The organism is Janthinobacterium sp. SUN033, assembly GCF_030397595.1.
Taxonomy (GTDB): Bacteria; Pseudomonadota; Gammaproteobacteria; order Burkholderiales; family Burkholderiaceae_D; genus Janthinobacterium; species Janthinobacterium kumbetense.
The window spans coordinates 1,357,810-1,371,233 of record NZ_JAPQNV010000001.1; the positions used below are offsets into that span (position 1 = coordinate 1,357,810).

Genomic DNA, 13,424 nt, shown 5'->3' on the forward strand with positions numbered 1-13,424 from the left:
AGGCTGCCATGAAACGCTTGCTCAAAGTTGGCCTGTCCATGCTCTTGCTGGCACTGGTCCTGATCGCCATGTCGTATGCGGCGCTGCGCGCCAAGGGAATCAGCAATCCCAGCAGCGCTGCCGGCCGCGCCGTGCGCAGCGAAACGCGCCCGATTTCCGCCGATATCACCAGCATCGACCTGGCCGGCCCCATCGACCTGGTGCTGCGCCGCGGCGCCACGCCATCGCTGAAGGTCAGCGGCGAACAGCGTTTGCTGTCGAACGTCGACACCACGCAGGATGGCACGACCGTGCATATCGGCCCGAAAGGCATGCTGTTCCACCATCGCCAGCCGCTGCAGGTGGAACTGGTGCTGCCAGCCCTCGTGCGCGTCGAAGTGCACGGCAATGGCGACAGCAAGATCACGGGCTTTTCCGGCGACAGTTTCATCCTGGAATTAACAGGATCGGGCGACGTCAGCTTCACGGGGCGCTACAAGCAGGTACAAGCCACCGTCAACGGCAGCGGCGACCTCGACATCAATGCCGGCAACAGCGACAGCGTGGTGCTGGAAATGGTGGGCTCCGGGCGCATCGCCGCCAGCGGCAACACGAAATTCCTGCGCGCCGACCTCAGCGGTTCAGGCGACATCGATGCCGAGCACCTGGCCGCCGACAAGGCCAGCGTCAGCCTGCAAGGCTCGGGCACGAGCACCGTCTTCGTGCGCGACGCCGCCAACCTGACCCTGCGCGGCAGCGGCGACATCCACGTCCACGGCAACCCGCGCCAGCGCGAGACGCAGAAAAGCGGCTCGGGCGAAATTACCTGGCACTAACGCTCTCTTCCAGCCAGCTGACCGCCTGCTCGCCGGCCGCCTTGCCTTGCGCCAGGCAGGCCGTCAGCAGGTAGCCGCCCGTCGGCGCTTCCCAGTCCAGCATTTCCCCCGCCAGGAACACGCCCGGCATGGTGCGCAGCATGCTGCCTTTGACACCTTCAAAGTCCACGCCGCCGGCGCTGCTGATGGCCTCATCGATGGGGCGCGGACGCCGCAAGGTGACGGGCAGCAGCTTGATGGCGGCGGCCAGCTTGGCTTCGTCGGCAAAGTCTGCCGCGCTCAGGCATTCGCGCAGCAAGCCCGATTTCACGCCCTTGATGCCCAGGCGGCTGTTCAGGTGGCTGGACATGGAGCGGGCGCCGCGCGGGCGCGTCACTTCTTCGAACACGCGTTCATGACTGTGGTCGGGCGCCAGGTCGAGCCAGATGGTGGTGCTGCCCTCGGCGGCGATCTGCTCGCGCAGCGCGGCCGACAGCGCGTAGATCAGGCTGCCCTCGACGCCGCCCGCCGTGATGACGAACTGGCCCTGGCGCTTGATCGTCAAGCCATCGATATCGCGCGCCGTGATGGCCACGGTGGCCAGCGGCTCGCCCGCATGACGGCTGCGGAAATACTCGCTCCAGTCCACGTCGAAGCCGCAATTGGCCGGCGCCAGGGGCGTCACGGCCACGCCGCGCCCTTGCAGCAGCGGCACCCAGGCGCCGTCCGATCCCAGCCGCGCCCAGCTGCCGCCGCCCAGCGCCAGGATCACGGCGTCGAAAGCGAATAGCCGTTCGCCATCCGGCGTGGCGAAGGCCAGCTGGCCGTCTTGCCAGCCCGTCCAGCGGTGGCGCATGTGAAATTGCACGCCCGCTTCGCGCAGGCGGTGCAGCCACGCGCGCAGCAAGGGCGCCGCCTTCATGTCGGTCGGGAAGACGCGGTTCGAGGAGCCGACAAAGGTTTCCACGCCCAGGCCGTGCACCCAGTCGCGCACCTTTTGCGGGCCGAACTGGTCCAGCGCCGGTTTCACCCGGTGCGCTTGCCTGGCGTAGCGCGAGACAAAGGCCTGGTAGCCTTCCGCATGCGTGATATTCATGCCGCCCCGCCCCGCCAGCAGGAATTTGCGGCCGACGGACGGCATGGCGTCGAACAGCTCCACCCTGGCTCCCTGGTCGGTGGCCGCCTGGGCGGCCATCAGGCCGGCGGGGCCGCCGCCGATGACGGCGATGTGAAACGGAGGGGAACTGGTTTGGGTCATGGCGAGCTGGAAAGACGGTGAAAACCCCGGCATTTTAGTCGAGATAAGGCCGGCGGATGGCAAGAAGGCCGAAAAATGATGCATACTGCGCGGACATGCTGCAGCGATCGGCACTTCGACTTCACGAGACAACGCGACGACAAGAGGAGAAACACATGGGCGCAGGATTCTGGATTTCCCGTTATTTGCTGGCCAGTTCGATTTTATTCATCATCCTGACGGTGGTCGAGTACAGCAAGGGCACCACCAGCCGCGCCGACATCCTCAGCGCGCTGGCCTGGTCGCTGGTGGCGTCAGCCATCTTCATCGGCTCGAAATATTGGCGCTACAAGAAAGCCATCGCCTGCGCCACCTGCGGCGATACCACGGCCAGCAAGCCGAAAACCAAGACGCCATGAAAAAACGGCCACTTCGATGAAGTGGCCGTTGCATTTGGCGAGCGGGATCAGCCGCCCGTCACGGGCGGAAAGAACGCCACTTCGTCGCCGTCGCCTGTCACGGTATCGGCATCGCACATCACCTGATTATGCGCCATGCGCAGCGCTCGGCCCTGCGCCAGCGCATATTCCCAGTTGCCGCCGCGGGCGATCAGCAGGGCCCGCACCTCGCCCACCGTCAGCGGCCCGGCCACTTCCAGTGCTTCCTGGCCCGTGCCCACCAGCTCGCGCACGCTGGCAAAAAATCGCAGATTGATCTTCATCAAGACTTCCTTAGTACAGCAATTCGTTAAACGGGATAAACCGCAGCATGTCGCCGCGCGCAATCGACAGCCCCGGCGGGCAATCGATCAAGCCGTCGCCCCACACGGTGGACGTCAGCACGCCCGAACTCTGGTTGGCGAACAGTTCCAGCTCACCTTCTTCATTGACCTTGGCGCGCAGGAATTCGTTACGCTTGTCCGCCTTCAGGCGTTCAAACGCGGCCGGCAGCCTGTAGCTGCGCGGCGCAAGGCTCCCCGCCACGCCCTGCAGGCGCAGGATGAACGGGCGCACGAACAGCAAAAAGGTGACGAAGCTGGAGACGGGATTGCCGGGCAAGCCGACAAAGAACGCGTCCTGCACTTCGCCAAACGCCAGCGGCTTGCCCGGCTTGACGGCGATCTGCCACATGTTCAGCCGCCCTTCCGCTTCCACGGCCGGCTTGATATGGTCTTCCTCGCCCACGGACACGCCGCCCGAGGTGATGATCAAATCATTGCCCTGGGCCGCCTGGCGCAGCACGGCGCGCGTCGCTTCCAGGCTGTCGGGCACGATGCCCAGGTCCGTGATCTCGCAGCCCAGATTTTCCAGCAAGCCGCGCAAGGTAAAACGGTTCGAGTTGTAGACGGCTCCCGGCGCCAAAGGCTCGCCCGGCATGGCCAGCTCGTCGCCCGTGAAGAACACGGCCACGCGCAGCTTGCGCAGCACCGGCACTTGCGCCAGACCCACGGAGGCGGCCAGGCCCATTTCCTGGCTGCGCAGGCGCCGGCCGGCGCCGAGGACTTCGCCGCCGGCGCGGATATCCTCGCCCTGGCGCCGCACCCATTCGCCGGCGTGCGGCACGTGATTGACCGTCACCACGCCATCAAGCAAGGTGCACTGCTCCTGCATCACGACGCAATCGGCGCCGTCCGGGATCAGGGCGCCCGTGAAGATGCGCGCCGCCGTCCCCGCTTGCAAAGGCTGGCCCACGTGGCCGGCCGCGATGCGCTGCGACACGGGCAGGCTGGCCGCGCCGCTGGCGCAATCCTGCGCGCGCACGGCGTAGCCATCCATCTGCGTGTTATCGCGCTCGGGCACGTTCAGGGTCGACGTTTGCGCGGCCGCCAGCACGCGGCCGTTGGCGCGCATGGTGTCGACCAGCTCCACGTCAGCCACCGGGCGCGCCGCGCCCAGCATGAAGGCTTGCGCCTCGGCCACCGACAGCATGGGTTTGCGTTCTGCAGTCGGATCGTTCATCACAGGCGCACCCATCACAGCCCCGTATTGGCGGCGATGTACGCCTTCATTTTTTCCACGTCCGCATCCATCACGACGAACTTTTGCGGCAAGTCTTCGATGTTCTCGAAGCCGGCCGGGCGTTCCGCATCCACGCCCAGCGCTTCGAGGATGGTTTCGTTGAACTTGGCCGCCAGCGCCGTTTCCAGCACGATCATCGGCACGTTCGGCTCCAGGTGCTCGCGCGCCACCTTGATGCCGTCGGCCGTGTGCGTGTCGATGGTGATGCCGTAGTCGTCGGCCACGTCGCGGATGGTGTCGAGGCGGTCCTGGTGCGTGGACTTGCCTGACTTGAAGCCATATTTGGCCACCAGCTTGAACTCGTCGCCATCGCTGCCCGGCTTGCCGGACAAGTCGAAGCCGCCGTGCGTTTCCACTTTCGTGAACAGCGCGCGCACGCGCTCGCTGTCGCGGCCCACCAGGTCGTAGACGAAGCGCTCGAAGTTCGACGCTTTCGAGATATCCATCGACGGGCTGCTCGTATGGTACGTTTCGGCGGACTTGCGCACGCGGTAGACGCCCGTGCGGAAGAATTCGTCGAGCACGTCGTTTTCATTCGTCGCGGCCACCAGTTTCGAGATGGGCAGCCCCATCATGCGGGCGATGTGGCCGGCGCAGATATTGCCGAAGTTGCCAGACGGCACCGTGAACGACACTTTCTGCTCGTTGCTGGTGGTGGCCGCCAGGTAGCCGCGGAAGTAGTACACCACCTGCGCCACGACTCTTGCCCAGTTGATGGAGTTGACGGTGCCGATCTTTTGCTTCGCCTTGAACGGCAAATCGTTCGACACTGCCTTGACCATGTCCTGGCAATCGTCGAACACGCCTTCGACGGCGATGTTGTAGATGTTCGGGTCTTGCAGGCTGAACATCTGCGCCGTCTGGAACGCGCTCATTTTCTTGTGCGGCGACAACATGAAGACGCGGATGCCCTGCTTGCCGCGCATCGCGTACTCGGCCGCGCTGCCCGTGTCGCCCGACGTGGCGCCGAAGATATTGAGTTCGGCGTCGTGCTTGGCCAAGGTGTATTCGAACAGGTTGCCCAGCAGCTGCATGGCCATGTCCTTGAAGGCCAGGGTCGGGCCGTTCGACAGCGCCTGCAGGATCAGGGTGGCCGATCCGCCCTTGACGACGTTTTCTTCCAGCACGCGCAGCGGTGTGATATCGGCCGCGTTTTCGCCGGCGCGGGCGTTCTTGTAGACTGCCTTGGTATAGGTTTTCGCCGTCAGCGCCTTCAGGTCCGCGGCCGGGATATCGGTGGCGAACTTCTTCAGGATTTCGTAGGCCAGGTCGGCATACGACAATGTGCGCCAGGCGTTGAGCTCGGCACCAGTGACTTGCGGGTAGTGTTCAGGGAGATACAGTCCGCCATCGGGGGCCAGGCCGCCCAGGAGGATGTCGGAGAATTGCTGCGGATTCATTGGCGCTTTATCAGCGCGGGTAGACACGTAGTGCATAGATTTGAAGAGTCCAGTTGAGCTGAGTGCGGTTGATCATGAATGGCAGCGGATATTATAGTGCCAGCCGCCGTCCAAGGCGAATCGCGTGGCGCACGCCAGTTGCCGGCGTGACAATTGGAGAGCCATGCTGTTGTCAAACCACACATAATGCTTGAGATCAAGGCAGGTGGACATGGCCTGTGTGCGCACTGGCGCGCGCCGCCAATTTGCGCCACACTGCAGCTGTTACCCCGGAGCGGGGCCACTATGGAGTCGAAAACCGGCCATGTCGCTGAGTAAAAAACCGTATTTGCAAAGCGCCGCGCTGCGCCCTGACGCCGTCGTCGACCTGGACCACTATCCGTTCACCATTCCCGCCATCCGCGATTTCGTGCACATGGACTTCCACCGCGACGTGACGTTTTTCGTGGGCGAGAACGGCAGCGGCAAGTCGACCATGCTCGAAGCGCTGGCCGTGGCCCTCGGTTTCGGCAAGGATGGCGGCACGCGCAACGTGCGCATCGCCCTGCCGTCGGACGAGGAATCGGGCTTGCACGCGCACTTGCGCCTGAGCAAGAGCTATAAAAAACCCGAGGACAGCTATTTCCTGCGCGCCGAGAGCTTTTTCAACGTCGCCACCTACATGGACGACATGCCGGAATACCTGGCCAGCTACGGCGGCAAGTCGCTGCACGCGCAATCGCACGGCGAAGCGTTCATGGCCACCCTGATCAACAAACTGCGGGGAAAAGGCTTGTACCTGCTGGACGAACCCGAGGCGGCCCTGTCGCCCAGCCGCCAGATGGCAGCATTGTCCGTGATCCACCAGCTGGTGCAGGACGACTCGCAATTGATCATCGCCACCCATTCGCCCATCCTGCTGGCCTATCCGAATGCGAAAATCCTCAGTTTTACGGGCGGCGGCATCCACGAAGTGGCGTATGAAGACACGGAACACTACGCCGTGACGCGCGATTTCCTGAATAACTACCCGAGGAGGCTGGAGCAGTTGTTTGAGGAGGAGTGAGGGTGATGGCTTGCTGCCATGGTGATGTCGGCTTACGCCTGTTTGAGGAGGAGTGAGGTTGCCATAAGGCGCAGCGGAAATCTGGGTCAGACGGGGACGCCGAGTCCCGGCGGGTCTGACCCCGGCACTTAGCAGGCTGCATGGTTGACGGTGATTACATGCACGGCCAGCCCGCCCAAGGACGTTTCCTTGTACTTGTCCTGCATGTCCGCGCCCGTCTGGCGCATGGTTTCGATGACTTCGTCGAGGCTGACGAAGTGCGTGCCGTCGCCCTTCAGCGCCAGCGAGGCAGCCGTGATGGCTTTCACGGCGCCCATGCCGTTGCGCTCGATGCAGGGAATCTGCACCAGGCCGCCGATCGGGTCGCACGTCATGCCCAGGTGGTGTTCGATGCCGATTTCGGCCGCGTTTTCAATTTGTTCATTGGTGCCGCCCAGCGCCGCCACCAGGCCGGCCGCCGCCATGGCGCACGCCACGCCCACTTCGCCCTGGCAACCCACTTCGGCGCCCGAGATCGAAGCATTGCGTTTGCACAACATGCCGATGGCGGCCGCCGTCAGCATGAAGCGGCGCACGCCGCCGACCGGGTCGCTGGGACGGCAATCCTGCGCGTAGTAGCGCAACACGGCCGGGATGATGCCGGCGGCGCCATTGGTCGGCGCCGTCACCACGCGGCCACCCGCCGCGTTTTCCTCGTTGACGGCCATCGCGTACAGGCTGACCAAGTGCACGGCGTCGTGCGGCAAGTCGTTGGCGCGGTTGTCGGATGCTTTCGCTTCCTGCGCCAGACGCCACAATTTCGCGGCGCGGCGCTTCACGTTCAAGCCGCCCGGCAGGTTGCCCGTCGTTTCCAGGCCGTGCGCGATGCAGTCGCGCATGACGTGCCAGATGCGGTCCAGTCCTTCATTGAGTTCCGCGTCGCTGCGCTTGACGCATTCGTTCGCGCGCAGCATTTCCGGGATCGACAGGCCGCTTTCCACGCCGTGCGCCAGCAACTGTTCCATGGTATCGAAGGGGAAGACGACCCGCGCGCTGGCGGCCGACTCCACGGCCGCCTCGGCCTGGGCCTCGCCGGCTTCGCGGATAAAGCCGCCGCCGATCGAGTAATACACTTTGTCTACGCGGCTGCCATCAAGCAGTTTCAGGGTGAAACGCATGCCGTTCGGATGTTCGGGCAGGGATTCGCTCTTGTGCCAGATCAAGCCCGTGGCGGCCGTAAACGGCACCACATGCGTGCCCAGCAAGGCGATTTCACCGGCCGCCTCGATGGCGGCCAGCTTGCTGTCGACGGCATCGGGCGCCACATCTTGCGGCGTCTCGCCCATCAGGCCCAGAATGACGGCCTTGTCCGTGGCATGGCCCACGCCCGTCAGCGCCAGCGAGCCATACAGGGCCGCCTCGACGCCCACCACCTGGTCCAGCGGACCGTATTCGACCAGAAAACGCCGCGCCGCCACCATCGGCCCCACAGTGTGGGAACTCGACGGCCCGATGCCGATCTTAAACAGGTCAAATACGCTCATGTCCATGTAGTGTCTCTTTAGATTAGTATGTTTTTATGCAAGCGGGTTCGTACTTCAGGCAGCCTTGGCGGCATGGCCCACATCGACATTGGCCAGCATGTCCGTGACCATCTGCTCGACGCCGATCTGCGCCTTCCAGCCCCAGTCGGCGCTGGCCTTGCTGTCGTCCAGGCTTTGCGGCCAGCTGTCGGCGATGGCCTGACGGCTGTCCGGCTTGTAGCTGATCTTGAAGTCCGGGACCATGCGCACGATGGCCTTGGCCAGCTGCTCGGGGTTGAACGACACGCCGGCCACGTTGTACGAGGAGCGGATCTTGATTTGGGCCACAGGCGCGTCCATCAGTTCGATGGTGGCGCGGATGGCGTCCGGCATGTAAATCATCGGCAAGGTGGTGTTCGCATCGAGGAAGCAGTCATAGCGCTCGCCGCGCAAGGCCGCATGGAAGATGGCGATGGCGTAATCGGTGGTGCCGCCGCCCGGAGGCGATTTGTAGCTGATGATGCCCGGGTAGCGGATGCTGCGCACGTCCACGCCGTACTTGTTGAAGTAGTACTCGCACAGGCGCTCGCCGGCCAGCTTGCTGATGCCGTACATCGACGTCGGGTCCATCACCGTCATTTGCGGCGTGTTCACTTGCGGCGTGTTCGGGCCGAAGGCGGCGATCGACGACGGCCAGAAGATGCGCAGCGGCTTGCTCGCTTCGCCCCGCTCGCGCGCCAGTTCCAGGATATTGAGCAAGCCGTCCATGTTCAGGCTCCACGCCTTCAACGGCGCCGCTTCGCCCGTGGCCGACAGCATGGCCGCCAGCTGGTACACCTGGGTGATGCCTTCGTCGGCGATGATTTTCGCCAGGCCGTCCTTGTCCAGCACATTCAATTGCGCATAGCGCTTGGCCTGGTACAGATTATTCGTGCCGATGTCGCTGGCGATGACGTTGTCCGCGCCGTGCTGCTGCGCCAGTGCGCCCACCAGTTCACTACCGATTTGGCCGTTTGCGCCAATGACTAAGATGCGTTCCATGCTATTTTCCTGAATTCTTGTTAGTTGGTAGTGGTAGTGGTCAGCAAACCGAGTTCCTTGCCAGCCTGTTCGAAGGCGGCCAGCACCTGCACCAGCTGCTCGCGGGTATGCGCGGCGGACAGCTGCACGCGCACCCTGGCCTGGCCCATCGGCACGACCGGGTAGAAGAAGCCCGTCACCAGCACGCCCAGTTCATACAGGCGGGCGGCGAATTTCTGTGCCACGGGCGCGTCGAACAGCATCACGGGAACGACCGGATGGGTGCCCGGCTTGATGGTGAAGCCGATGCGCTCGATCTCGCTGCGGAAGAAAGCCGTGTTGTCATGCAGGCGGTCGCGCAGTTCCGTCGACTTGGCCAGGCGGGCCAGCACCGACAGCGAGGCGCCGGCGATCGATGGCGCCAGGGTGTTCGAGAACAGATAAGGACGCGATTTCTGGCGCAGGGTATCGATGACTTCCTTGCGCGCCGACGTGAAACCGCCCATGGCGCCGCCCAGGGCCTTGCCCAGGGTGCCCGTGATGATGTCGATGCGGCCCATCACATTGTGGTGTTCGTGCGTGCCGCGGCCCGTCGCGCCCATGAAGCCGGAAGCGTGGCATTCGTCGATCATCACCAGCGCGCCGTACTGGTCGGCCAGGTCGCAGATCTTGTCGAGTTGCGCGATCGTGCCATCCATCGAGAATACGCCGTCCGTGACGATGACTTTATGGCGCTTGCCGGCGGCAATCGCCGATTTCAGCTGCACTTCCAGGTCGGCCATGTCGTTGTGGGCGTAGCGGTAGCGGCCAGCCTTGCACAGGCGGATGCCGTCGATGATGGAAGCGTGGTTCAGCGCATCCGAGATGATGGCGTCGTTTTCATCGAACAGTGGCTCGAACACGCCGCCGTTGGCGTCGAATGCGGCCGCGTACAAAATCGTGTCTTCCGTGCCCAGAAAAGCGGAAATCGCCTGTTCCAGCTCTTTATGCACGGTTTGCGTGCCGCAGATGAAGCGCACGGACGACAGGCCGTAGCCATACTTTTGCGTGGCGGCAATAGACGCTTCCTGCGTCTGCAGGTCGCCGGACAGGCCCAGGTAGTTGTTCGCACACATATTGATCAGGGTACGGCCATCGTCGCACACCACTTCGGCGCCCTGGCGCGAGGCGATCACGCGCTCGGGCTTGTATAAGCCCTGTTGGCGCAGTTGATCGAGATTCTGTTGCAGACCGCTGAAAAAGGTGTTCTTCGCTTGCTCGCTCATGATGATCCTTGTGTGTCCCTGTTGTATGTGTGCTATCCGGGTGAGCTCAGTTGCCATAGGGAAAAGCGTCCGCTTGACCGGTGCGCGCACAATGCTGTACCGTGAAGCGCTGTTTGAAGTCTACACGTTTCCGTGTTTTTCCTCAAAATCCACTATTTCGAACTGAAATTCAATATAGTGGATATTACCCAAGCCTTTTGAACTTTGCAAGCCACCTGCCGATGAAAACCAGCGTTTCGACCAATTCTCCGCCCGAAGTGGGCGCCACCCTGCAACGGTTGCGCCTTGCGCGCGGCCTGACACTGGAGGATTTGTCGCGCATCGCGGGCGTCTCGAAGTCCATGCTGTCGCAGATCGAGCGCGAAAAGGCCAATCCCACCATCGCCATCACGTGGCGCCTGGCCAACGCCCTGGGCGTGCAGATCGGCGAATTGCTGTCCAGCGCGGAAAAAGCCGTGGAAACCATCCGCATCACGGACGCCCACGAAACCCCCACCCTGCCCGGCGACCACGCGGGCTACGTGCTGCGCATCCTGGGACCGATGGAACTGGCCGGCAAATATGAATGGTATGAAGTGACCCTGGCGCCGGGCGGCGAACTGGCGTCGCAGCCGCACGATCCGGGCACCACCGAGCATTTGACGGTGATCCACGGCAACCTGGAACTGGAAGTGGGGACGGCGAAGAAAAAGGTCAAGAATGGCGGCACGGCCAGGTATCCGGCGGACTTGCCGCATACCATCAGGAATCTGGGAAAAACGGAGGGCAAGGCGCTGCTGGTAGTGATCCACCGCTAGCGCGCCGGCCCATCCTGTCTGGCAGAAAGTATTACGTTACGGCATCACACGGGCGCTGTCGGCGCCGGCGCCCCGCAAAGCCCAGCAAGGTCATGCCAGCCAGCAACATGGCATAGGTTTGCGGCTCGGGCACGGCGCTGACGGGATCGAGGCGGACAATCTCGCAAATGAGCGACTGGCAACGGCGCGCGGAAATCTGTCCCGCCTCGTTGATGCCGCCGACGGCCATGTAGCTCCAGCCCGCCTCTCCCTGCACCAGACTTTCCAGGCTGTAAGTCACCCCATTGCTGTAGAACATGGCGTTTGTCCCCAGCACTTGGCCCAAGCCATCCACGCCGATCGGTGTGGAGATGGATTTCAGGACCGTGTTGTTGCCGTCGGTCTGGAGAAAACCGCGCGTCCGGTCCTGGTTCCAGTCGGGGGTGACATGGCCCACCATCTGGCCCGCATTGTTGATGCCCGAAATCGTGCTCTGGTAACCGCCCCAGCCCGTCGCGCTGGTCATCACGCCATCCTTGTACATGAAGCCTTGCGAACCGCCCGGAGTCGGCGCCATCGCGGAAGCGCCGACGACGACGCCATCGTCGTTGATGCCCGTGACATAGCTGTCCCTGCCGCCCAGGGTGCCCAGCGCCCGTATGCCCGTTTGCGGGTCGTACAGATAGGCTTTCGTCGTGTAGTCGAAAGTGGCATGGCTGCCGAAGCCCGCATTGAAGGCAACTTGCCCTGCAGCATTCATACTCCCGGACCACGTCGTTTGCCCGGCGATATTGAGCGAGGTGGCCACGCCGCCCGACAGGATGTGCACCATCGCATTGCCATTGCTGCCGGCCGAGCGTATCAGGCTGTCCCCCGCCGCATTGCTGGCAAACACCAGGTTACTCACCGCGGCCTTCGGCGCCACCGTCAATTGACTGCCCGCCGTGGCATACACCATGTCGACGCCGTCGAGCCGGCCCACGCCGTAAATCTGCCCCATGGCGCTGATGCTGCCCACCGTGAGGTTGGCGTGAGACGCATTGTCGAACACCGTGACGGTAAACTGTGGCCGCGATGCAGGCGCCCCCTGCGCCAGCAACAGCGGGCTGATGGAGCTGAAAAACAGGGAAAGCGTAACGTTCCGAATTATTTTCATCATTCCTCCAAGAAAAATGCACGATACGATTAAATATCAAAAATGTAAACTTATTTGACAACATTGTTGTTTGCAAGACATTTTCAGTCGCTGCGTTGCCGCGCAGCCGTGCGCAATAAGTCCTTTTGTCCATGTTAAGATTTCGCAATAGACAAGATTTCCAGGCCTGGATGTCTTTGCAGAGCGCCGCAGCACATCCCGGCTCGCCCCATCCTTGCTACGCCCCTGCGCGGCATCCAGGCCCCAACTGTTTTTTACGGAGCCCACGCGATGACGATTTCCGACAGCACCACCACCTTCCACAACAAGAAAGTCGTCCAGTACGACCCGGACCTGCCCTTCGACGCCTCGCCCGACATCGTCTACCGCCTGTCGCTCGAGTACGACGACAAGCGCAAGATGGACGAGCTGATCGCCGGCTTCATCGCCAAGGCGGACCGGAACGCGCTCGCAGCGCTGATCATCGGCATGTGGGGCGATCCGTACGAATCGGGCGCCGACGAAGTGATCGCCGCGCTGATCGCCCACGCGCCGCAACTGCCCAATGTGCGCGCCCTGTTCATCGGCGACATGACGTACGAGGAATGCGAAATCTCGTGGATCGTGCAAGGCAGCTACAAGCCCCTGCTGGACGCCTTCCCGCAGCTGGAAGAATTGCGCATCCGCGGCGGCAATGAGCTCGTCATCGAGCCGTTCGCGCACCAGCACCTGCGCCGCTTCACCATCGAAACGGGCGGCCTCGATCAAAAGATCGCCGAAGCGCTGGCGCAATCGAGCATGCCGCAGCTGGAACACCTGGAACTGTGGCTGGGCACCGAGGAATACGGCTTCTCGGGCGACGTCGACCTGTACCGCAAGGCGCTGGCGCAGCTGACCGTGCCGACCCTGCGCTACCTGGGCTTGCGCGACGCGGAAATCGCCGATGACCTGGCCGTGTGGCTGGCGGAAGAGCCGCTGGTGGCGCAGCTCGACACGCTCGACCTGTCGCTGGGCACCATCGGCGACCTGGGCGCCGTGGCCGTGCTCAATCACACGCAGCTGGGCAAGCTGAAACGCCTGGACCTGTCGCACCACTACATTTCCGAGGAAAACCAGGCCAAGCTGAAGGCGCTGCCCTTCGAAGTGGTGCTGGACGACCCGCAGGAAGCGGACGAAGACGACGGCGAAAGCTACCGCTACGTGGCCGTGGGCGAATAAGCGGAGTCTTTTCC

Annotated in this window: 13 protein-coding genes; 5 read left to right on the forward strand and 8 right to left on the reverse strand. The window is 63.2% G+C overall.

The window, feature by feature from the left end:
- Positions 1–8: 8 nt before the first annotated feature.
- Complete coding sequence (locus tag OX460_RS06260) at positions 9–815, forward strand: head GIN domain-containing protein (RefSeq protein ID WP_251348915.1); 807 nt, start codon at positions 9–11, stop codon at positions 813–815.
- On the opposite strand, the gene OX460_RS06265 is transcribed toward OX460_RS06260, so the two are convergent.
- Positions 802–2,052 carry a TIGR03862 family flavoprotein gene (locus OX460_RS06265; RefSeq protein WP_289898081.1) on the reverse strand — a complete coding sequence of 417 codons (1,251 nt, stop codon included), beginning with the start codon at positions 2,050–2,052 and terminating at the stop codon, positions 802–804. The two genes, OX460_RS06260 and OX460_RS06265, sit on opposite strands and share 14 nt — an antisense overlap.
- A gap of 155 nt (positions 2,053–2,207) precedes the next feature.
- Between OX460_RS06265 and OX460_RS06270 the strand changes: the two genes are divergently transcribed.
- Positions 2,208–2,450, forward strand: coding sequence for a hypothetical protein (locus tag OX460_RS06270; RefSeq protein WP_289898082.1), 243 nt, complete (start codon positions 2,208–2,210; stop codon positions 2,448–2,450).
- Positions 2,451–2,497: 47 nt separating this feature from the next.
- On the opposite strand, the gene moaD is transcribed toward OX460_RS06270, so the two are convergent.
- From moaD to thrC, 3 genes are read right to left on the reverse strand one after another with little or no spacing between them, the layout of a single operon-like run.
- Positions 2,498–2,752: a molybdopterin converting factor subunit 1 gene (moaD, locus tag OX460_RS06275; RefSeq protein ID WP_077403939.1), complete on the reverse strand. Its 255-nt coding sequence runs from the start codon at positions 2,750–2,752 to the stop codon at positions 2,498–2,500.
- Positions 2,753–2,762: 10 nt separating this feature from the next.
- Positions 2,763–3,989 carry a gephyrin-like molybdotransferase Glp gene (gene glp, locus OX460_RS06280; RefSeq protein ID WP_289898083.1) on the reverse strand — a complete coding sequence of 409 codons (1,227 nt, stop codon included), beginning with the start codon at positions 3,987–3,989 and terminating at the stop codon, positions 2,763–2,765.
- Positions 3,990–4,003: 14 nt separating this feature from the next.
- Positions 4,004–5,485 (reverse strand): threonine synthase, encoded by a 1,482-nt coding sequence (thrC, locus tag OX460_RS06285; RefSeq protein ID WP_289898084.1) that lies wholly within the window; start codon positions 5,483–5,485, stop codon positions 4,004–4,006.
- A gap of 268 nt (positions 5,486–5,753) precedes the next feature.
- Here thrC and OX460_RS06290 point away from each other — a divergent pair, with 268 nt between their 5' ends.
- The gene (locus tag OX460_RS06290) at positions 5,754–6,494 is read left to right on the forward strand and encodes an AAA family ATPase (protein ID WP_099664153.1); all 741 of its coding nucleotides are present in this window, start codon (positions 5,754–5,756) and stop codon (positions 6,492–6,494) included.
- A 128-nt stretch (positions 6,495–6,622) separates the two neighbouring features.
- Here OX460_RS06290 and OX460_RS06295 read toward each other — a convergent pair whose 3' ends face one another.
- Genes OX460_RS06295 through kbl form a run of 3 tightly spaced genes read right to left on the reverse strand, consistent with a single transcriptional unit; the run spans position 6,623 to position 10,281 of the window.
- Positions 6,623–8,023 (reverse strand): L-serine ammonia-lyase, encoded by a 1,401-nt coding sequence (locus OX460_RS06295; RefSeq protein ID WP_289898085.1) that lies wholly within the window; start codon positions 8,021–8,023, stop codon positions 6,623–6,625.
- A gap of 48 nt (positions 8,024–8,071) precedes the next feature.
- Positions 8,072–9,037: an NAD-dependent epimerase/dehydratase family protein gene (locus OX460_RS06300; protein WP_289898086.1), complete on the reverse strand. Its 966-nt coding sequence runs from the start codon at positions 9,035–9,037 to the stop codon at positions 8,072–8,074.
- Positions 9,038–9,057: 20 nt separating this feature from the next.
- Entirely contained in the window at positions 9,058–10,281 is a 1,224-nt protein-coding gene (gene kbl / locus OX460_RS06305; protein WP_289898087.1) for a glycine C-acetyltransferase, read from the reverse strand.
- 221 nt (positions 10,282–10,502) lie between these two features.
- Here kbl and OX460_RS06310 point away from each other — a divergent pair, with 221 nt between their 5' ends.
- Positions 10,503–11,078, forward strand: a complete 576-nt coding sequence (locus tag OX460_RS06310) for an XRE family transcriptional regulator (protein ID WP_077403922.1) — start codon at positions 10,503–10,505, stop codon at positions 11,076–11,078.
- Positions 11,079–11,109: 31 nt separating this feature from the next.
- Here the strand turns inward: OX460_RS06310 and OX460_RS06315 are convergent, their stop codons facing one another.
- A complete protein-coding gene (locus tag OX460_RS06315) occupies positions 11,110–12,213 on the reverse strand; it encodes a PEP-CTERM sorting domain-containing protein (protein ID WP_289898088.1) in 1,104 nt (367 codons plus the stop codon).
- A gap of 270 nt (positions 12,214–12,483) precedes the next feature.
- Here OX460_RS06315 and OX460_RS06320 point away from each other — a divergent pair, with 270 nt between their 5' ends.
- Positions 12,484–13,410: an STM4015 family protein gene (locus tag OX460_RS06320; protein ID WP_289898089.1), complete on the forward strand. Its 927-nt coding sequence runs from the start codon at positions 12,484–12,486 to the stop codon at positions 13,408–13,410.
- The last annotated feature ends 14 nt before the right edge of the window (positions 13,411–13,424 follow it).